The following is a 20,159-nucleotide window of genomic DNA, read 5'->3' as shown; positions in this document are numbered from 1 at the left end:
CGGCGGACCTGAGCACCACCCGCGCCGGCGGACCTGAGCACCGGCCCGCCTTCCCCGGCCTGGTCAGCGGGCGAAGGTACCCAGCTTTCCCGACCGGTTCAGCGGCCGGGGAAGGTCAGGCTCCGGACCCGCCGGACCGCGCGGTTGAGGACGGTGCGGTTCCGCTCCCGGGCGAGCCTGACGGCCTCCCGCCGCCAGTGCTCGGCCTTCTCCTTCCATCTGGCGGTGTCCCTGCGCCCCTTGGCCGCCTCCCTGCGCAGCTGGGCGACCTCGGCGCGCAGCGCGGCCGCCCGCTCGCGCAACCTGGCCAGCTCCTTCTCCCGCTGCCGCGCCAGGCGCTCGTGCTCGGGCAGCGGGCGCCTGCGCGGCGGGTAGACGCGCGGCCGGCGCGTGAAGCCGAACTCGGCGCCGTCCACCCACTCGACGCCGAACACCTCGTCCAGCACGTCGTCGAGGATCTCGCCGGGGCGGATGACGAGCGCCGCGCGCGACAGCGCCGCCGTCCGCTCCAGCCGCGCCGCCACCACCCCGTCGGGCCGCTCGCCGAGCGCGACGCACAGGACGCCGCCGTCGCTGTCCTCGAGGTGCGCGACCAGCCGCTCCACCGTGTCGTGTCCCGGCATCCAGCCCGGCGGGCACAGCAGCCGGAACGGCGCCACGCCGGAAGGCGGGCCGTCCAGCCGTACCCGGGGGTCGTGGGTGAACTGCGCGTGCAGCAGCCGCAGGTCGAGCAGCGGATCGGCGAGCGGGGAACGGCGCGCGTCGGTCAGCCACTCCCACGGCCCGGTGACCGTGACCCTGACGTCGGGCAGCGACCCGGCCAGCAGGCCGTCCACCGTGGCGCGGACGTCCTCGTAGGAGCCCGCCTCGACCACCGCGTCCACGTACGGCACCAGCCACTGCCGCCCCTGATCGCCCCGCAGGTAACGCCGGTACGGCACGCGGTCGGCGACGAACGGGTCGTTGTAGCGCTTCAGCTCGGCGAACGAGCGCATGGCCGTCGGCAGCCCGAGATGCCAGGCGCGCGCCTCGGGATCCGGCACGAAGACCGCGCCGGCCTGCGTCAGCCGGTAGCCGAGCTCGGTGTCCTCGGCGAGCTTGAGCGAGACGTCCATGCCGCCGCACGCGCGCAGCAGCCACGCCGGATACGACGCGGTCGCGCCCACGTGCACCCGCGACACCAGCGAGCTGGGCGCGGACCTGAGCCCGTCGTGCGCGGCGATGATCTCCTCCGCCCAGTCGTGCCGGTGCGGGGACATCGGGAACAGGTCCTTCGCCCCGGCGGCCACCTCGGCCGGGGTGGGCGGCGACTCGGGCTGGGTGAAGTCGATCCAGCCGAGGACCACCAGGTAGGGGGCCAGGTGGTGCCACCGCATCTGGGCCTCGACGTGGTCGGGGTGCGGCACCATGTCGGCGTCGAGCACCAGCACGACGTCACCGGTGGCCGCCTCCAGGCCCGTCTGGACCGCCGCGGCCCTGCCCCAGCTGTCCCGCACCCGCTCGACCCGCACGCGGGCAGGACGCGGCGGGTCGCCGGGCCGGGAGGCGTGGCGCGGCGGTTCTCCAGGGCCGGCCGCCTGGAGCGGTGGGTCGCTGCCGTCGTCCACCACGACGACGTCGAGCAGGTGGGCGGGGTAGGTCTGCGCCGACAGGGCGGCCAGCGTGAGGTCGAGCGTCTCCTGGCAGTCGTGGGCGGGGATCACCACGGTCACCGTCATGGTCGGCTCCCAGGTGCCGAGCTCGGGCGGACTGAGCACCCCGAAGTCGTTGCGCCTGATCCTCATGGCGCCAGCTCCATCAGCGCGCTCGGCCGGAAGCCCCGCCACTGCCGCCGGTTGCGCCGCAGGAACGTGCCGATCGGCTCCTGCCAGGTGTGGTCGGCGGCCGGTCCCCTGCGCAGGACGTAGCCGAGGCCGTGGGTGCGGTAGATCTGCCCGCCCGCCGCCTGCAGCGCCTCCTGGAACTGGGTGTCGACCGAACGGCGCAGCGGCCGGAACCCGCCGACCGCCTGGAACGCCGACCGCTCGACCAGGATGGTGCCGCCCGCCACGAAGCTGGTGATCTGCTCGGTGACCTGGCTGCGGTGCACGGTCACGTCGATCGAGGTCAGGTAGACGAACTCGGGCACGGTGCCGACGACCTGCGCGCCGGAGTAGGAGTGCGCCAGCAGCAGGTCGGACAGGAAGTCGGGCCCGTACCAGTCGTCGTCGTCCATCTTCAGCAGGAACGATCCGGAGGCGCGGGCCGCCGCGTCGTTGAGCACCTCGCCGAACACCGACTCGGTCTCGAAGACGGTGATCGGCCGGTCGAAGCGCTTGACGGCGTCCACGACGTCGGCGTGCGAGGCCGGGAACCCGTGCAGGGCCAGGATCACCTCGAGCTGCACGTCACGCTGCCTGGCCACCTGCTCCAGCGCGAAGCCGACCATGGCAGGCCGGCGTGTCGCCAGCAGCACCGAGGTCAGCGGGGGAGCGGGAGCCGGCGCGCCGAGCTGCTCCCAGCGGGCGGCCACGCCGTGGGTGCGCAGCGCCTCGCGGCGCAGCCTGACGCTGTGCTCCTCGCGCCGCAGGTCGTCGGCCAGGTCGACGGGTGAGGTGACGAGGCGGGCGAGCGGTTCGCCGAGCGCGCCGGCCCAGCGCGGCACCTCCTGGGCGACCAGCGGCACTCCCGCCGCGGCCAGCCCGGCCAGCACCCGCACGGCCGCCAGCGGCCCGCTGTGCGCGTGGTGCCAGTCGATCGTCACGCCGCGCACCTGCCGCAGCCTGGCCACGTCGGCGTCGGTCACGCCACCGGAAGCGGCGAACGTCACCACGGGCCTGCCGTCCAGCACGACCGACCACCGGCCGCCCGACTCGGCCAGCATCGCCGTCCCCCGCGACGGCGTGGTGACGAAGCCCATGGGGTTCACCAGGCGCTCGTCGACCGGGGGGATCATCGAGGGCTCGGCGAGGACGGCGGCCAGACCGGTGCCGCCAGGCCGGCCGATGCGCTCCCAGCTGGTCGCCCCGGCCGTCGGCCGGTCCACCGGCGGCTCGTCCTCCGTCCACTCCACCTCGGTCTCGACCGTACGCAGGACGATGTCGCCGCCCGGCGCGCCGACGCGTTCCGGCACGGGACCGGTCAGGTCGGCGGGAGTCGCGTTCGGGTCGCCCGGACGCCAGTCCGCCGCGCCGACGCCCGCGATGGCCGCGGCCGGCGCGGCGATCACGTCGAGCCGGTGCCCGGCGAAGGCGCGGGCGGTCGCGGTGACCGTACGGCCGGCCGGGGTGGGCGCCGAGAACCGCGCGTCGACCACCCACACCCGGTCCTTCGGCCGGTGGACGCGCAGCTCGGCCAGTGACCGCCAACGATGGGCGGGGGTGGGCGTGGGCACCGGGGCCGGGTGCGCGGCAGGGGTGTCGGCGACCGCGACGACGACCCGCTCGGCTTCCGGCAGCACCTTGTGCAGCGTGGCGATCCTGCGCAGGTCGGCGGGCGTGCCGGCGAGCACCAGCACCTCGGCGACCCGTTCGGCGGCCGGGGGCGGCTCGACCAGCTCGTGGTCGAGGTCGGTGCCCTCGACGTCTACGTCGAGCCCCGCGTGGAAGACGCGGACGTCCGGGGTGCGGGCCAGGGCCTCGGCCACCAGGTCGGCGATCATATGACGCGCCTCAGGAACGTCGACAGGCCGCCCCGGCGCGGCGGCGCCACCGTGGCGGGGGTGTCGAGCTGCCGCTTCAGCCTGCTCACCTCGGCCTGCAGCGCCTTGATCTCGTCCTTGCGCCGGGCGGCCAGCGCCCGCCACTTGGCCGGATCGCCCGCGAGCGGCTCGGCCTCCTCCGCGGTGGTGACGCCGTACTCGGCCGCGCCGACCCACAGCGACCCGAACATCTCATCCACCAGCGCGTCGAGGTCCCCGCCGATCCTGCGCGCCCTGGCGAAGGCGGCCGTGCGCTCCAGACGCGCGGCGACCACCCCCTCGGCCGCCTCGGCCAGCGCCACGCTGACCAGCCCCTCCTCGCGGGCGACGAGCCGGGCGACGGTGTCGGCGCCCAGCACCCACCCGCGCGGCACGGTCAGCAGGTACGGCGTCGGCGCCACGCCGACCGGCGCGGCCGCGGCGAAGTCGACGCGCGGCTCGTGCTCGTACAGGTTGCGCAGCAGCCGCAGGTCGAGGTGCGGGTCGTCGAGGCTCGACCGCCGCCCGCCGGTCAGCAGCGACCAGGGACCCACCAGGGTGACCGCCACGTCGGGCACCGAGCCGGCCAGCGCCGAGTCCACCGTGGCGCGGGTCTCCTCGTAGCCACCCGCCTCGACCACGACCCGCACGTACGGCACCAGCCACTGCCGGCGCGGGTGGCCGCGCAGCCAGCGCAGGTCGGGGATGTGGTCGCCGAGGAAGGACCAGTTGTGCCGGTGGACCTCCTGCTGCCTGCGCATCACCGTCGACTCCCCGACGTGCAGGCTGCGCGCCTCCCCGTCGGGGATGAAGACCGCGCCCGCCTGCGCGAGCCGGTAGCCGAGCTCGGTGTCCTCGGCCATGTTCAGGCGCGGGTCGACGCCGCCCGCGTCGGCGAGCAGGCGTGCCGGGACCGATGTCGTCGCGCCGGTGTGCAGCAGGTAGGCACTGGCGCCCGCGTCCTTGAGCCGCCGGGTCTCGGCCAGCATCTTCGCCGTGTACGGCTGCGCCGCCCCGTCGGCGAAGCCGGTGCCGAACACGATGTCGCCGATCACCACCGCGTGGTCGATCAGGTGGTGCCACCGCATGTGCGCCTCGATGTGGTCGGGCGCCAGGATCATGTCGGCGTCGAGCCAGTGGATCACCTCGCCCGTCGCGGCCCGCGCCCCGGTGTTCCTCGCGTTGCCGCGGCCCCAGCCGTCCTCGACCCTGACGACCCTGACGGCCAGGGGGCCGGTGGGCCGCGCGCGCAGGGGCGGGTCGCTGCCGTCGTCCACGACGACCACGTCGAGCAGGTGCGCCGGGTAGGTCTGCGCCGCCAGCGTGGCCAGCGTCCGGTCGAGCTCGTCCTGGCAGTCGTAGGCGGGGATCACCACCGTGACGGACAGCTCAGGCGTCCACGCCCCGATCACTGGAGGGCTGAGCACACCGTAGTCGTTGTGGCGGATCCTCATACGCTCTCCCTGCGCAGCTCTCTGAGCTCCGCTCTGAGCAGGGCCACCTCCTCGGCGTGGGCCATCGCGTTGACGCGGTCCTCGCCGAGGGAGGCGAGGATGGCGCTGAGACCCTCGGTGCGCCCGCGCGCGACCTCCTCCACGGCGGCCGTGAGCGCGTCGATGCGGGTCTCGATCCGCTTGAGTCCCGCGCCGGTCTGCGCGAGGCCCGTCTCGATCTTCTTGACGCGCAGGTCGATGCGGTGCGCCTTGCCGTCGAGGCGGCGTACGGCCAGCATCAGGAAGGCCAGCACGCACAGGGACAGGAGGACGGCGGTCGCGGCGAGGGCGGCGGTGAAGGACAGGACGCCCGTGTACACCGTTATCGCCAGCGCGCCGAGCACCAGAGCTCCGAGGATTGCGGTCGCGGCCAGCCGGCGGGGCGAGAGCATCCGCGCATACCTTTCCATGTTTGAACGCCAACCTGGGAAAAGTCTGGATATTTACACCATAGTCAAGGCTGGTCACTACCGTGCCACAAGTTTCTGGAGGATCCCTGGGAACCTTGGGCTCCACGTGCCCGTTGGGCATGCCCCCTCGGCCGCGCTTGTCAGAGCGGCGTAAAGTGGGCGGGCTCGACGATGAAGGCAGGAGGAGTCCCCCCATGACCGCCACCCCCTTCGTGGGCACGCAAGGGGCTGCCGGCTACCTGCGCACCCCGGCGAAAGGGATCGCGACGCTCCGATGGGAGAGCGCGCGGTGGACCGTCGAGGGGGCGCCGCTACCCGAACTCGACACGCTCAGGCCGCTGGCTGGGCTGTCGGTCGAGTGGCCGGCGGCCGAGGAGATGGGGCCGGCCGAACGGCGGGCGGCCGGCGACGGGCTGCTCGCCCTCGCCTGCGCGGGCGTGCCGCTGACCGCCGAGCCTTCCGCGCCGGTCCCGTCCTGGGTGCCTGCCGAGCTGGGCGGGCTGCTCGCCGACCGGGCATGGCTCGCCGTACGGCGGGAGCCGGGGCCGCGTTGCGTCGCCGACCTGCGCCGCGAGGAGCACAGCGTGCGGCTGCGCAGGCTCGCGCCCAAGCCCGCGCTCGCGCCCACGGTCAGCGTCGTGATGTCGAGCATGCGGCCGCACCTGCTCGGCTCCGCGCTCGACCAGATCGCCCGGCAGCGCCACGTCCAGGTGGAGGTCCTGCTCGGCCTGCACGGCATCGAGGACCATCCGCTGGCCCGCAGGGCCGTCGAGACCTGCGCGGCGCCGATCCGCGTGGTGTCGGCGGAGGCGGGCGTGCCGTTCGGCGCGCTGCTGAACCGCGCTGCCGCGCACGCCTCCGGCGAATTCATCGCCAAATGGGATGACGACGACTGGTACGGCCCCGAGCATCTTTCCGATCTTCTGCTCGCCAAACGCGCGTCCGGCGCCGACATCGTCGGCACGGCCGCCGAATTCTTCTACCTCGAGCCGCTCAGGACGACGATTCGTCGGACCTCCTACAAGAGCGAGGTGTGGAGCGACTTCGTCGCCGGCGGCACGATCCTGCTCGGCAGGGACGCCTTCCCCGGTTTCGAGCCGCTGACGCGCGGCGTCGACGCGGCGCTGCTGAAGTCGCGGCACGCCGAGGGCGCGCGGATCTACCGCGCCCACGGCCTCGGCTACGTGCTGCGCCGCTCGCTCAGCGAGGGTCACACCTGGCAGCTACCGCTGGCGCACTTCCTCAACGTCGCCCACAACCAGTGGCGCGGCTTCCGGCCCAGTCTGCTCCTGGAAACCACATGATCCCTCCCCGGGTGCGGGGCAACGACTACCGCACGCTCGACGTGCCCGCGCTCGGCTCGTGGACCCCCACCATGAGCGTCAGCGTGGTCATCCCCGCCTACGGCGACCAGGACAAGCTCGATCTGGTCGTCGAGGCGCTCGGCAGGCAGAGCTACCCGCGTGACCTGACCGAGGTCATCGTGGTCGACAACGGCAGCGAGCCCGCCCTGCGCGTCCCGTCGTGGGTCAAGCTCGTCGTCTGCGAGCGGCCGGGCCGGGCCTGCGCGCGCAACGCCGGGCTCGAGGTGGCCTCGGGCGAGGTCGTCCACTGGCTCGACTCCGACGTGGTGCTCACGCCGCGCGCCATCGAGGCCCACATGCGCTGGCACCACGCCGCGCCGTACCTGGTGGTCACCGGCTACATCCGCTTCACCTCCGCGCCCGTGCCCGCGCAGCTGCCCGACGACCTGGAGAAGAGCTTCGAGCCGGCCGAGCCGCACCAGTGGATCGTCGACCTGGTCGAGCGGACCGACGGTCTCACCGCCAATCCCACGCGTCCCTTCAGCCTGCACGTGGGTGGCGCCACCTCCGTCAACGCGCGCCTGATCGCCGCCGCGGGGCCCATGGACGAGGAGCTCATCCTCGGCCAGGACACCGAGATGGGCTACCGGCTGGCCCAGGCGGGCGCGGTGTTCGTGCCGGAGCCGCTGGCCCGCGCCTACCACCTCGGTCCCACGATGCGCATGCGTGACAAGGCGCCCATCGACCGGGTCAGCCACGCCACCGTCGCCGACCGCATCCCCGCCTACCGGTGGCTGCGCTCGCACCCCGGCCGCCAGTGGAAGGTGCCCTTCGTCGAGGCCGTCGTCCACGCCGCCGGTTCCAGCTACGAGGACGTGCGGGCGACCGTGGACGCGCTGCTGGCGGGCACCGTCCCCGACGTGCGGGTGGCGCTGGTCGGGCCGTGGGACACGCTCGAGCGTGACAGGAGGGCGCCGCTCAGGGACCCCTGCCTCGACCTGGTGCTGGTGCGGGGGCACTACGCCTACGAGGGCAGGGTGCGCCTGGTGACCGGCGACGCGGTCGACCCGGCCGTGCCGTACGTGCTGAGAGTGCCGGCCGGGTGGGTGCCGGGCCCCGACTCCCTCGCCCGCCTGATCGAGCTGGCCACGACGGAGGGGCAGGGGCTGGTCGACGTGCTGCTGTCGGAGTCGGCCGCCGGCGTCGTCACCGCCAGGTTCGAACGCGCGGCCGCCTTCGCCAGGGCCGCGATCGTGGCCGGGCCGGAGGAGGACCTCGACGACGCGGTGGACACGGTGTCCGGGGTGCGCTGGGTGGCGGGGGAGACGTACGGGTTCGCCCGGCAGGGCCGCGAGATCCCCGGGCGCGGCAGCGTGTACCGGGCCAGGCTCGACGCGCAGGCGGAGGTCGCGAAGCTGCGCGCCGACGTGGAGCGGCTGCGGGGACAGGTCGAGCGGTGGCGCGAGGAGTCGGGCAAGTGGCGCAGGAACGCGGTGGAGCTGCGGCGCGAGGTCGGCACGCTGCGCCGCCAGCTCGCCGCCGCGGGGCGGATGCAGCGCGGACTGCGCGCCGCGCTGGCCACCTCGCTGCGCCGCGCCCTGCGCAAGAAGGACTGACCCTCTTTTCCCAGGTCAGACGCCCGCTCGTCAGACCCCCAGGACCTGGAGGATCTTGTCGGCGCTCGAGACCACCTTGGCCGTGCCCACCACCGGCGCGACCGCGACGAGCGTCCCCCTGATCTCCTCCAGAGAGACGCCCATCTCACCCGCCGCGCCGACGTTCAGCAGGTAGGACGGCTGCGAGGCGTCCAGCGCGACGAGCGCGGCGATCCGCACGAGGATGTAGGTCTTGGGGTCGAGCCCGGACCGCTCCATCGTGTTGACCGTCATCTGGGTCAGCGTCTCCAGCACGGGCACGTCGCCCCGCGCGAGAGCCTCGAGTCCGTTGGCCGGTTCCCCCATGATCCTCACCTCGTTCGTCTCGTGCTTGTCCAGGTGCACGGGGGGAGGACCTGACGCTCGTTACGAAGCTACCCAGGCGGGAATCGGGACGAACCTGTCAGGCGGGACGCGGCCGGGGCGCCTCAGTTGGGCCGCAGGGCCGACCTGAGACGGCGCAGGAGGGTGCGCTCCTCGGGGGTGTCCGCCGGCGGGGTGGGCACGGGCGCGGGGATCGACACCGGCGCGGGCGGGGCGGGCGCCGGCCAGTAGCGGTCCGGGCCCTCACGCCTGATGCCGTGGGTGGCCTCGATGACCTCGTCGGGGTCGGTACCGGCGGCGGCCAGCAGCCGCGCGCGGCCCAGCGCCGACGTGCGCTCCAGCCGGGCCGTGCGCCCGTCGGGCAGGTCGACGACCAGCACGCCGACCAGGTCCTTCTGCACGGACTCGACCATCCGCTCCAGCGTGGCCCGGTGCAGCGGCACGTCGACGGGACCGACGTAGCGGAACGGCGTCGGCGAAGGCGTCGGCGCGGCCTCGTCGATGAGCCTGACGCGGTCGTCGTGCGCGTACAGCTCGCGCATCACCCTGAGCTCGAAGCAGGCGTCGCCGAGCACCGAACGCCTGCCCTCGTGCAGCCGCGACCACGGCCCGACGAGCGTCACGACCACGTCCTGCAGCTTGCCGTCGAGCGCCGCCGACACGGCCTGCCGTACCGTGGCCTCGCAGGTGTCGGTGACATCCAGGACGATCTCCACGTACGGCACCAGCCACCGCCTGCCCTTGTCCTTGCGCAGGTCACGGCGGAGCGGGATGCGGTGCGCGAGGAACGGCTCGACCACCCGCACCGCCCGTTCCCGGTCGCGGTGCTGCGCGGGCAGCCCCAGGTGGACGGCCCGCGCCTCCATCTCGGGCACGAACACCACGCCGTGCATGGCCAGCCGGTAGGCGAACTCGGTGTCCTCGCCGCGCAAGACGTGCGGGTCGAGGCCGCCCACCGCGTGGAACACCTCCCGGGGCAGGGCGAACGTCGGGCCCGTGCACACGTGGTAGGGATTGCGGCTCTTGCGCAGCCCGTCCGTCTTCTCGATCGTCGCCTCCGTCGAGCTGGGAAGCGCCGACGACAGGTCGAACAGCTCGCCCAGGTCCGTCGCGCGGCGGACCTGCTTCGGCGTCAGCGGCGGGGCCTCGACGAACCTCTTCATCCCGATCGACACCACGTAGTCCGACACGTGGTGCCATCTGGCCATCGCCTCGATGTGCTCGCGGCAGGCCACCATGTCGGCGTCGAGGCGCTGGATGATCTCGCCGTCGGCGGCCTTCACCCCGGTGTTGACCGCGTCGGAGATGCCCCAGCCGTCCGTCACGCGGACGATCCTCGTGTTGACCGGCCGGATCTCCGGCAGCCTGATCGGCGGCTCGCTGCCGTCGTCGACGACCACGACCTCCATGAGGTGCTCGGGATAGCTCTGCCCGGCCAGCGCGGCCAGGACGAGGTCGAGATGCGGGCCGCCGTGGGCGGGGACGACCACGCTCACCGACAGGGAGGGCGACCACGCGCCCAGCCGCGGCGGCGTCAGCGCGGAGTAGTCGTTCTGCCTCATCGCAGTCATGGTGTTTCCAGCCCTCCCCGTCCCCTGTGGGAGACCTTATCCGGGGTTGCTGGGTATTGGCGGAGAAGTCTGTCCAACAAGTGGACGTGCGTTCCGCCGGGCGAGCCGGGTGGCCGTAGACTCTGTGCCCAACACCGCAGGTAGTCGCAGGAGCACATCATGACCAGGGCATGGCGAGGCCTCATCGAGGAATACCGGGACCGGCTGCCGGTGAGCGACAAGACGCCCGTGGTGACGCTTCTCGAAGGCGGCACGCCGCTCGTCCCCGCCCACCGCGTCTCGGCTCTGACCGGCTGCGAGGTCTACCTGAAGGTCGAGGGTGCCAACCCGACCGGCAGCTTCAAGGACCGCGGCATGACCATGGCCATCAGCAAGGCCGTGGAGGAGGGCGCCAAGGCCGTCATCTGCGCCTCGACCGGCAACACCTCCGCCTCGGCCGCCGCCTACGCCGTACGCGGGGGGCTGACCTGCGCGGTGCTCGTGCCGCGCGGCAAGATCGCCATGGGCAAGCTGGCGCAGGCGCTCGTGCACGGCGCGACGCTGCTGCAGGTCGAGGGGTCCTTCGACGACTGCCTCGAGATGACCAGGAAGCTGTCGGAGAACTACCCGATCGCGCTGGTCAACTCGGTCAACCCGTACCGCCTGCAGGGCCAGAAGACGGCCGCCTTCGAGATCGTCGACGCGCTCGGGGCCGCCCCCGACATCCACTGCATCCCCGTGGGCAACGCGGGCAACATCTCCGCCTACTGGATGGGCTACCAGGAGTACGGCACCGCGCCGCGCATGTTCGGCTTCCAGGCCAGCGGCGCCGCGCCCATCGTCAACGGCGCGCCCGTCACCCACCCGCACACCATCGCCACCGCCATCCGCATCGGCAACCCTGCCTCGTGGAAGCTCGCCGAGGCGGCCCGCGACGAGTCCGGCGGGCTCATCCAGGCGGTGACCGACCGGCAGATCGCCGCCGCCTACAAGCTGCTGGCCCAGGAGGAGGGCGTGTTCGTCGAGCTGGCCTCGGCGGCCAGCGTCGCCGGCCTGCTCCACGCCCACGCGCAGGGGCTGGTCGAGCCGGGCCGGCGCATCGTCTGCACGGTCACGGGCAACGGCCTGAAGGACCCCGACTGGGCGATCTCGGGCGCTCCCGCGCCCGTCACCATCCCCATCGACGTCCACGCCGCGGCCTCCGCCCTCGGCCTCGAATGACCTTGTCCTCCCCTACGGCAAGCGGGCCCGGCGCCTCCGTGGTCACGGGGCGCCGTCCGCCGAAGGCGCGCCGCCCAGCAGGACTCCGGCGCCCGCCGTCACGGCGACCCTGAGGAGACGCATGACCGACAGCAGGGTGATCGTCCGGGTTCCGGCGACATCGGCGAACCTGGGTCCCGGGTTCGACTCCCTCGGCCTGGCGCTGAGCCTCTACGACGAGATCGAGGCGTCACTGTTCACGCCGCCCAGCGGGCAGCGCGTGGTGGAGGTCTCGATCGAGGGCGAGGGCTTCGGCGAACTCGACCTCGGTGACGAGCACCTCGTCATCCAGGCCGTGCGCAAGACCTTCGACCGGATGAACGCCCCTCGGCCGGCGGGGATCCGCCTGCACTGTCGCAACCGCATCCCGCACGCCAGGGGGCTCGGCTCGTCGTCGGCGGCCATCTGCGCGGGCATCCTCGCCGCCAGGGCGCTGGCGGGCATGCCGTACACGGCCGAGGACGGCACGGCGCTCGGCTCTGAGCGAACAGCCGACCTGAGCGACGAGGCGGTCTTCGCGCTGGCCACCGAGATGGAGGGGCATCCCGACAACGTGGCCCCCTGCCTGGCGGGCGGGCTCACCGTCGCCTGGAGCGACCACGGTGGAGTTCCGCGTATGGTGAAACTGGTCCCCGACGCGAACATCAGACCTGTGGTGCTGATACCCGCCACGCGGCTGTCCACGGAGACGGCAAGGGGACTGCTACCCAAGGACGTGCCCCACACGGACGCGTCCTTCAACGCGGGGCGGGCCGCACTGCTGATCGCCGCCCTGACCCGGCTGCCCGATCGCGAGCTGCTGCTGGCCGGCACGGAAGATCGTCTCCACCAGGACTATCGCGCGCCTGCCATGCGGCGGACCGCCGATCTGGTGGAACGACTGCGTGCCGTGGGGGTACCCGCCGTCGTTTCGGGAGCAGGTCCCACAATTCTTGCGTTTTCGACACCGGATGCGCAGGATTTGATCGCGCCAGAAGTGGGTAATGACTGGCACATCCAGCAAATGGACGTCGACCACGATGGTGCGAGCGTTCAGTTCCCCGAGACACGCTGATGCCTCTTAGACCTTCAGGGAATAGCCGTGTGCGCTGGTGATGTTAGGCTGGTAGCCGCACCAGATGCCCCCTTGTTGGGTGCGTGCTTGTCAGCCACACATCGCTGCATCATGCTTCACGTCGCGAGGCGTGAGCAGCATGGCTGTCTCCCCGAATCCGTTCGCCCCGTTCGGCCCACAACCGGTCGGCGCGACGCGAGGCGGCGAATCCGGGGAAGTGCGCGTTCGAACCACCTCGACATCTGGCTGGCGACAGCAATCTGGGGGGTTCATTCCACGTGCCACTGTCCTGTGGCGGCCTGGACGAGCCCCTCCCCAACCGTGGCGGCCGTCCTGCGCGGCGGCCGAAGATCGCAAAGTGCACCTCGACCCGGTCTGTCCCGCCGGATCGACAGCACCTCCAGGACGATCGGCTGATCACGGCCGACGCCCGACCCCTGGGAAGGACCCTTAGTTGAGCGACACCACCGAACTCCTCTCCGACGCTTCCGGCTCCGCCGCGAGCGCGTCCGGCGACACCCCCACCCGCGCCCCGGCCAAGCCTCGCGCGCGTCGCTCCGGCACCGGACTGTCCGCGAAGGTGCTGCCCGAGTTGCAGAAGATCGCCGCCGAGCTCGGCATCAGCGGGACCGGGCGGATGCGCAAGAGCGAGCTCATCGCGCGTATCCAGGAGAAGCAGGGAGTCGGCGCCGGTGACAGTGCCCCGGCGCCCGCCGAGACCGCCGCGCCCGCCGAGGCGCAGCCTGTGGCCGAGCGTCCCGCCCGCAGCCGCCGGGAACGTTCCCGCCCTGCGCCGGCCGCCGAGCCCGTGACCGCCGCCGAGCCCGTGGCGGCCCCCGAGCAGCCCGCCGTGGCCGCCGCCGCGCCCGTCGTCGAGCAGCCGCAGCAGCCGGCCGTCGAGCAGGCGGACCAGCAGGCCGAAGGCCGCGCCGAGCGTGGCGAGAGCCGCCGCGAGCGCGGCGAGCGCCGCAGCCGCCGCGAGCGTGGCGAGCGCGGTGACCGCCAGGAGCGTGGCGGCGAGCGCCAGGAGCGTGGCGAGCAGCAGCCGCAGCGCACCGACCGCGGCCAGGACCGTCAGGACCGTGACCGTCAGGACCGTGACCGCCAGGACCGTCAGGACCGTCAGGACCGTTCGCAGGATCGCGTCCAGGACCGTTCGCAGGACCGTTCGCAGGACCAGCGCGGCGGCGGCGATGACGACGAGCGCGGGCGCGGCAGGCGCGGTCGCTTCAGGGAGCGCAACCGCGGCCGCGGCCGTGACCGCTTCGACAGCAACGAGCCCGTGATCGGCGACGACGACGTTCTCATCCCGATCGCCGGCATCCTCGACATCCTCGACAACTACGCCTTCGTCAGGACCAGCGGCTACCTGCCCGGCTCCAACGACGTGTACGTGTCGCTGGCCCAGATCCGCCGCAACGGCCTGCGCAAGGGCGACGTCATCACCGGCGCCGTCCGCCAGCCGCGCGACGGCGAGCGCAGGGAGAAGTTCAACGCCCTGGTCCGCCTCGACACCGTCAACGGCATGGACCCGGAGCAGGCCCGCAACCGGCCCGACTTCAACAAGCTCACCCCGCTCTACCCGCAGGAGCGGCTGCGCCTGGAGACCGAGCCCAACATCCTGACCACGCGGATCATCGACCTCGTGTCGCCGATCGGCAAGGGCCAGCGCGGCCTCATCGTCTCCCCGCCCAAGGCCGGTAAGACGATGGTGCTGCAGTCGATCGCCAACGCGATCACCCGCAACAACCCCGAGTGCCACCTCATGGTCGTCCTCGTCGACGAGCGGCCCGAAGAGGTCACCGACATGCAGCGCTCGGTCAAGGGCGAGGTCATCCACTCGACCTTCGACCGGCCCGCCGAGGACCACACGACCGTCGCCGAGCTGGCCATCGAGCGCGCCAAGCGCCTGGTCGAGCTGGGCCACGACGTGGTCGTCCTGCTCGACTCCATCACCCGCCTCGGCCGCGCCTACAACCTGGCCGCCCCGGCGTCCGGACGCATCCTGTCCGGTGGTGTCGACTCGACCGCGCTCTACCCGCCGAAGCGTTTCTTCGGCGCCGCGCGCAACATCGAGAACGGCGGCTCGCTGACGATCCTCGCCACCGCCCTGGTCGAGACCGGGTCCAAGATGGACGAGGTCATCTTCGAGGAGTTCAAGGGCACCGGCAACATGGAGCTCAAGCTCAACCGCTCCCTGGCCGACAAGCGCATCTTCCCCGCGGTCGACGTCGACGCGTCCGGCACGCGTAAGGAAGAGATCCTCATGGCCAAGGAGGAGCTCCAGATCGTCTGGAAGCTCCGCCGCGTGCTCCACGCACTGGACATGCAGCAGGCGCTCGAGCTGCTTCTGGAGAAGATGAAGGAGACGAAGTCCAACGCGGAGTTCCTCCTTCAGGTCCAGAAGACGACGGTCAGCTCCGACCGCGACTAGCGCGACGTCACGCGAAAGCGCCTCGGGTCTCGCACCCGGGGCGCTTTCGGGCTTCCAGGGCGCGTGCCGGGGATCGGGCCGCGCCGTGCGGACGGTTGCCGCCGGACCGTCCGCTGGGCTCTGCGGTTGCCGGCGGGGGTTCGGGCCCATCGGCCGCCGGACACAGGAAAACGGCCCGCCCCCTGGAAAGTGCCGTGAGGGGAGCGGGCCGTTCGTGCCGATCAGGGACGCCGTTACTTCACGTCCACGTACTCCTGGGCCGACCAGGAGCTGTACGTCTTGCCGGACGCCGGCACCTTGGCGCGCCAGTAACCGTCGTAACGCTGCTTGACCGCCTTGGTGTACTTGCCGGTCGACGTGGCCTTCGCGAAGCCCATGAACTTGTACGACTTGGTGCCCTTCTTCTTGAAGTACACCTCGACGACCTTGCCCGAGTACGCCTTGGTCCCCCGATAGACCTTGCCGTAGATCTTGAAGGCCTTGCCGGTCGTCGCCTTGTTCGGCGCGGTCAGCGTGATCTTCGACTTCGACTTCTTCGACGTTCCGCCGGCCGGCGCGTTGACGGTGAACGAGCCGACGCCCTTGAGGGTCTCGTTGCCGCGGCTCGCGGAGATCTCCAGCGTCCACGCGCCGGGCGCGCTGTCGTCGGTGAAGTAGACGGCGCCGGTGTAGTAGCCGTCGGTGTCGACTTCCAGGCTGCCGAGGTCGTAGTACTCGGAGGTGGTGTCGCTGACCATCTTGCCGCTGACGAGCGTGGCGTCCTTGACGGCGGCGCGGACGGAGACCTTGACCTCCTTGCCCTTGATCAGGTCGACCGGGTTGGGGGTGATGGAGGCGCCGGTGATTCCCTGCTTGGCCGCGACCTTGACGGTGAAGTTGTTCGTGCCGCGAGAGGTCACGATGGTCAGGGTCCAGTCGCCGGACGGGTCGTCCTTGGAGATGGTGAACTTGCCGCTGCCCGGCGCGGAGGCGGGGCGCGGCTGGTTCTCGCCCACGTGGGCGGGCGCGGTGTAGGAGACGTTCAGCGGCCTGGCGCTCTTGCCGGGCGGGGTGATGGCGGCCGAGCCGATCGTCACCTTGTCGGCGTCCGTCGTGGCGGCGGTGCCGGTGCCGAGCGGGTTCGACACCTGGAAGGTGAACGAGACCTCGATCTCCTTGTCAGCGGGCACGTACGCGTTGCCGACGGACACACTGGTGATGTCGTCGGCCACCGCGTGGACCGCCCGCGACACGGATGCGCTGGCCGAGGAGAGGCCGGCACCCCCGACGAGCACAGCCACCCCCGTTGCGGTCGCCAGCAGCAACCGCATCCTTCTTTTCATGTGATGGGGCCCCTTGCATCAGTTTGAAATGTAACAAAAGTTACGGTTTGGACACCGGAGCCTAGTGTGCCTGGGGTGACCCGTCCACAAGATCGGCGGGAATCGCTCGTGGCCTGGGATGGTTCAAGGATCTGGCACACTGGTAGCTGAACCGAAGCGGTACCGGTTCCCGCAGCGCGCGACCGACCGTGTGCGACCGCGCGCAAGCCGTACGGAGCGACCCGGCGACCGCATCTCGAAAGGACAGCCATGAAGCGCGACATCCACCCCGAGTACAACGTGACGCAGGTGACCTGCACCTGCGGCAACTCCTTCACCACGCGCAGCACCGCGAAGAACGGCGTCATCCACGCCGACGTGTGCTCGGCCTGCCACCCGTTCTACACGGGCAAGCAGAAGATCCTCGACACCGGCGGTCGCGTGGCGCGCTTCGAGCAGCGCTTCGGCAAGAAGGCCAGCAAGTAGCTTCCCTCACGCCGGCCCGGAGACGCGCGTCCGCGCTCCCGGGTCGGCGTTCGTGGTGAAGAGGGCGGCGACAAAGCGGAAGAAGGACGCACGGTGAATCTCGACGAACTGCTCGGTGAGTACGCCGAGCTGGAGCAGCAGCTCGCGGACCCCTCCGTGCACGCCGACCAGAACAAGGCCCGCACGCTCGGCAGGCGCTACCGTCAGCTGACGCCCGTCATCGGCACCTACCGGGAGCTCGAGGCCGTCCGCGACGACCTGGCCGCGGCCAAGGAGCTGGCGGCCGAGGACGCCGCCTTCGCCGAGGAGGCCGCCCAACTGGAGGAGCGCGTCCCCAAGCTGGAGGACAAACTCAAGCACCTGCTCATCCCGCGCGATCCCAACGATGACAAGGACATCATCATGGAGATCAAGCAGGGTGAGGGCGGCGAGGAGTCGGCGCTGTTCGCCGGCGACCTGCTGCGGATGTACCTGCGCTACGCCGAACGGGTCGGCTGGAAGACCGAGATCATCGACGCCCAGCACTCCGACCTCGGCGGCTACAAGGACGTCACGATCGCCATCAAGGCCAAGGGCGACGAGGGCGTCTGGTCGCGGCTGAAGTACGAGGGCGGCGTGCACCGCGTGCAGCGGGTGCCGGTCACCGAGTCGCAGGGCCGGATCCACACCAGCGCCACCGGCGTGCTGGTCTACCCCGAGGCCGAAGAGGTCGAGGTCACCATCGACCCCAACGACCTGCGCGTCGACGTCTACCGCTCCAGCGGCCCCGGCGGGCAGAGCGTCAACACCACCGACTCGGCGGTCCGCATCACGCACCTGCCGACGGGCGTGGTCGTCTCCTGCCAGAACGAGAAGAGCCAGCTCCAGAACAAGGAGTCGGCGATGCGCATCCTGCGCGCCAGGCTGCTGGCCGTGGCGCAGGAGGAGGCCGAGGCCGCCGCCCAGGCCGAGCGCAAGTCACAGGTCCGCACGATGGACCGCTCCGAGCGCATCAGGACCTACAACTTCCCCGAGAACCGCATCTCCGACCACCGCGTCGGGTTCAAGGCGTATAACCTCGACCAGGTGCTCGACGGAGAACTGAGCGCTGTCACCCAGGCCCTCATCGACGCCGAAATGGCGGAGAAGCTCGCACAACACTCATGACATTCCTGCTGGACGAGATCGCCCTCGCAACCGCTCGGCTGGCCGAGGCCGGGGTGCCGTCGCCGCGCACTGACGCCGAGGAGATCGCGGCGTTCGTCCACGGCGTGCGCAGGAGCGCGCTCCACACGGTCAAGGACGCCGACTTCGACGCCCTCTTCTGGGAGGGCGTGGCCAGGCGCGAGGCCAGAGAGCCACTGCAGCACATCACCGGCCACGCCTACTTCCGCTACCTGGAGCTGGCGGTCGGCCCCGGCGTCTTCGTGCCGCGCCCCGAGACCGAGGTCGTCGCGGGCTGGGCGATCGAGCGCCTGCGCGAGATGGACGTCGCCGAACCGCTCGTGGTCGATCTCGGCACCGGTTCGGGCGCCATCGCGCTGTCGATCGCGCAGGAGGTCGCGCTCGCCCAGGTGCACGCGGTCGAGGTCGACCCCGACGCGTACGGCTGGGCCAAGCGCAACATCGCCGAGCACGGCCAGGGCCGGGTCCACCTGCACCCCGAGGATCTCGCCGACGCGCTGCCCGAGCTGAACGGCAAGGTCGACCTCGTCATCTCCAACCCGCCCTACATCCCGCCCGGCGCGATCCCGCGCGACCCCGAGGTGCGCGACTACGATCCGGCGCGGGCGCTGTACGGCAGCGGCGCCGACGGCCTCAACGAGGTCAGAGCCGTCGAGCGTACGGCTCGCCGCCTGCTCAGGCCGGGCGGCCTGGTGGCCGTCGAGCACGCCGACGAGCAGGGCCAGGCCGTCTACCGGCTGTTTCCCGAGGACAAGGGCTGGCGCGACGCCCGGCTGCGCCAGGACCTCACCCGCAGGGACCGCTTCGTCACCGCCAAGTTCGGCCAGGAATAGGATGCACGCCGTGGGACGACGTTACGACTGCGCAGACCCCGACCAGCGGGCCGCGGGCCTGACCGACGCGGCTTCGGCCGTACGCAAGGGTGAGCTCGTGGTGCTGCCCACGGACACCGTCTACGGCATCGGCGCCGACGCCTTCACCCCGTCGGCGGTGACCGCGCTGCTCGAGGCCAAGGGCCGGGGGCGCGACATGCCGCCGCCCGTCCTCGTCGGCACCGTGCGCGCGGCCAACGCCCTGGTGGAGGACCTAGGCCCGTACGGCCAGGACCTCATCGACGCTTTCTGGCCCGGCCCGCTGACGCTGGTGTGCAAGGCGAACCGGTCGCTGTCGTGGGACCTCGGCGACACCAAGGGCACGGTCGCGCTCCGGATGCCGCTCCACCCGGTCGCGCTCGACCTGCTGAAGGAGACCGGGCCGATGGCCGTCTCCAGCGCCAACCGGTCCGGCGCGCCCGCCGCGACGACCGCGAGCGACGCCGAGCAGCAGCTCGGCGACTCGGTGACGGTCTACCTGGACGGCGGCGCGTGCGCCGACAACACGCCGTCGACGATCATCGACCTGACCACGGCGGTGCCCCGCCTGCTCAGGAAGGGCGCCATCCCGGTGGAGAAGCTGCGCGGCATCGTGGGCTACGTCGCCACCGACGATTGATGCCGTCTGTTTATCCCTGAGGCGGGGGGCTCCGCCTGCACCTACCGTGTGGCCCATGGGCTCGTTGGACGGTATGGATCCGACCCTGGTACGCGACCTGCTGGCCGAGGTACGGCGGGCCGCCGAGCAGATGCGCACGATCGAGGCCAGGGTCGCGCAGGTGACCAGGACCGCGGGGCTGGCGACACCCGCGACACACCGGCCCTCGCAGGTGGCCGACGCGTGCGAGACCATGGCGCGCGACGTCACGGCGCGGCTCGCGCTGCTGGAGAAGAAGGAGGCCGCGCCCCGGGCGGGGGAGCAGGCCAAGGACGTGTCGATGAACGGCACGCCCGCCTCCGGCAAGGACGAGGACCCGGACCGCGACCGCCCCACCCCGAAGGACGCGACGGAGCACCGCCCCTCTCCGAAGGAGCCGCACGAGAGTCCCCAGGATCAGCGGAACGTCGGCAGGGACCCGCGGGAGGACCCGAAGGAGCGGCGTGACGTCGGCAGGGAGCCGCGGGAGGACCCGAAAGAGACGCGTGACGTCGGCAGGGAGCCGCGGGAGGACCCGAAAGAGACGCGTGACGTCG

General features: G+C 71.9%; 17 protein-coding genes. 10 read left to right on the top strand and 7 right to left on the bottom strand.

The window, feature by feature from the left end:
• Positions 1 to 98: 98 nt before the first annotated feature.
• From ACWEVS_RS20375 to ACWEVS_RS20360, 4 genes are read right to left on the bottom strand one after another with little or no spacing between them, the layout of a single operon-like run.
• Positions 99 to 1,784 carry a glycosyltransferase gene (locus tag ACWEVS_RS20375; RefSeq protein WP_452552765.1) on the bottom strand — a complete coding sequence of 562 codons (1,686 nt, stop codon included), beginning with the start codon at positions 1,782 to 1,784 and terminating at the stop codon, positions 99 to 101.
• The gene (locus ACWEVS_RS20370) at positions 1,781 to 3,640 is read right to left on the bottom strand and encodes a glycosyltransferase (protein ID WP_449926680.1); all 1,860 of its coding nucleotides are present in this window, start codon (positions 3,638 to 3,640) and stop codon (positions 1,781 to 1,783) included. Before ACWEVS_RS20370 ends, ACWEVS_RS20375 begins: the two co-directional genes overlap by 4 nt.
• Entirely contained in the window at positions 3,637 to 5,112 is a 1,476-nt protein-coding gene (locus ACWEVS_RS20365) for a glycosyltransferase (RefSeq protein ID WP_449926677.1), read from the bottom strand. Before ACWEVS_RS20365 ends, ACWEVS_RS20370 begins: the two co-directional genes overlap by 4 nt.
• A complete protein-coding gene (locus tag ACWEVS_RS20360; RefSeq protein ID WP_452552762.1) occupies positions 5,109 to 5,543 on the bottom strand; it encodes a hypothetical protein in 435 nt (144 codons plus the stop codon). The genes ACWEVS_RS20365 and ACWEVS_RS20360 overlap by 4 nt, the downstream gene beginning before the upstream one ends.
• 212 nt (positions 5,544 to 5,755) lie before the next feature.
• Between ACWEVS_RS20360 and ACWEVS_RS20355 the strand changes: the two genes are divergently transcribed.
• Positions 5,756 to 6,865, top strand: coding sequence for a glycosyltransferase family 2 protein (locus ACWEVS_RS20355; RefSeq protein WP_452552760.1), 1,110 nt, complete (start codon positions 5,756 to 5,758; stop codon positions 6,863 to 6,865).
• On the top strand, positions 6,862 to 8,481 hold the full coding sequence (locus ACWEVS_RS20350) for a glycosyltransferase (protein WP_449926668.1): 1,620 nt from the start codon (positions 6,862 to 6,864) through the stop codon (positions 8,479 to 8,481). Before ACWEVS_RS20355 ends, ACWEVS_RS20350 begins: the two co-directional genes overlap by 4 nt.
• 30 nt (positions 8,482 to 8,511) lie before the next feature.
• On the opposite strand, the gene ACWEVS_RS20345 is transcribed toward ACWEVS_RS20350, so the two are convergent.
• Positions 8,512 to 8,865, bottom strand: a complete 354-nt coding sequence (locus ACWEVS_RS20345; RefSeq protein ID WP_354917196.1) for a carboxymuconolactone decarboxylase family protein — start codon at positions 8,863 to 8,865, stop codon at positions 8,512 to 8,514.
• An 83-nt stretch (positions 8,866 to 8,948) separates the two neighbouring features.
• Positions 8,949 to 10,406: a glycosyltransferase gene (locus ACWEVS_RS20340; RefSeq protein ID WP_449926665.1), complete on the bottom strand. Its 1,458-nt coding sequence runs from the start codon at positions 10,404 to 10,406 to the stop codon at positions 8,949 to 8,951.
• A gap of 168 nt (positions 10,407 to 10,574) precedes the next feature.
• Between ACWEVS_RS20340 and thrC the strand changes: the two genes are divergently transcribed.
• The 3 genes from thrC to rho all read left to right on the top strand — a co-directional run bounded on the left by thrC (position 10,575) and on the right by rho (position 15,142).
• Complete coding sequence (gene thrC, locus ACWEVS_RS20335) at positions 10,575 to 11,615, top strand: threonine synthase (RefSeq protein WP_449926662.1); 1,041 nt, start codon at positions 10,575 to 10,577, stop codon at positions 11,613 to 11,615.
• 121 nt (positions 11,616 to 11,736) lie between these two features.
• The gene (gene thrB, locus ACWEVS_RS20330) at positions 11,737 to 12,708 is read left to right on the top strand and encodes a homoserine kinase (protein ID WP_452552758.1); all 972 of its coding nucleotides are present in this window, start codon (positions 11,737 to 11,739) and stop codon (positions 12,706 to 12,708) included.
• Between the two features lie 454 nt (positions 12,709 to 13,162).
• Positions 13,163 to 15,142 (top strand): transcription termination factor Rho, encoded by a 1,980-nt coding sequence (gene rho / locus ACWEVS_RS20325; protein ID WP_449926656.1) that lies wholly within the window; start codon positions 13,163 to 13,165, stop codon positions 15,140 to 15,142.
• A 233-nt stretch (positions 15,143 to 15,375) separates the two neighbouring features.
• Here the strand turns inward: rho and ACWEVS_RS20320 are convergent, their stop codons facing one another.
• Positions 15,376 to 16,464, bottom strand: coding sequence for a hypothetical protein (locus tag ACWEVS_RS20320; protein WP_452552755.1), 1,089 nt, complete (start codon positions 16,462 to 16,464; stop codon positions 15,376 to 15,378).
• 249 nt (positions 16,465 to 16,713) lie between these two features.
• Between ACWEVS_RS20320 and rpmE the strand changes: the two genes are divergently transcribed.
• The 5 genes from rpmE to ACWEVS_RS20295 all read left to right on the top strand — a co-directional run.
• On the top strand, positions 16,714 to 16,929 hold the full coding sequence (gene rpmE, locus ACWEVS_RS20315) for a 50S ribosomal protein L31 (RefSeq protein ID WP_354917212.1): 216 nt from the start codon (positions 16,714 to 16,716) through the stop codon (positions 16,927 to 16,929).
• Positions 16,930 to 17,022: 93 nt separating this feature from the next.
• On the top strand, positions 17,023 to 18,075 hold the full coding sequence (gene prfA, locus ACWEVS_RS20310) for a peptide chain release factor 1 (protein WP_449926650.1): 1,053 nt from the start codon (positions 17,023 to 17,025) through the stop codon (positions 18,073 to 18,075).
• Positions 18,072 to 18,926 carry a peptide chain release factor N(5)-glutamine methyltransferase gene (prmC, locus tag ACWEVS_RS20305; RefSeq protein WP_354917218.1) on the top strand — a complete coding sequence of 285 codons (855 nt, stop codon included), beginning with the start codon at positions 18,072 to 18,074 and terminating at the stop codon, positions 18,924 to 18,926. Before prfA ends, prmC begins: the two co-directional genes overlap by 4 nt.
• A 10-nt stretch (positions 18,927 to 18,936) precedes the next feature.
• A complete protein-coding gene (locus ACWEVS_RS20300) occupies positions 18,937 to 19,584 on the top strand; it encodes an L-threonylcarbamoyladenylate synthase (RefSeq protein WP_354917221.1) in 648 nt (215 codons plus the stop codon).
• A 55-nt stretch (positions 19,585 to 19,639) separates the two neighbouring features.
• The coding region (locus ACWEVS_RS20295; RefSeq protein ID WP_452552753.1) for a hypothetical protein at positions 19,640 to 20,159 on the top strand (520 nt) is incomplete at its 3' end.

The organism is Nonomuraea sp. NPDC003754 (assembly GCF_053605785.1).
The sequence above is the reverse complement of the archived record's forward strand: the minus strand, read 5'-3'. Positions and strand labels throughout refer to the sequence as shown.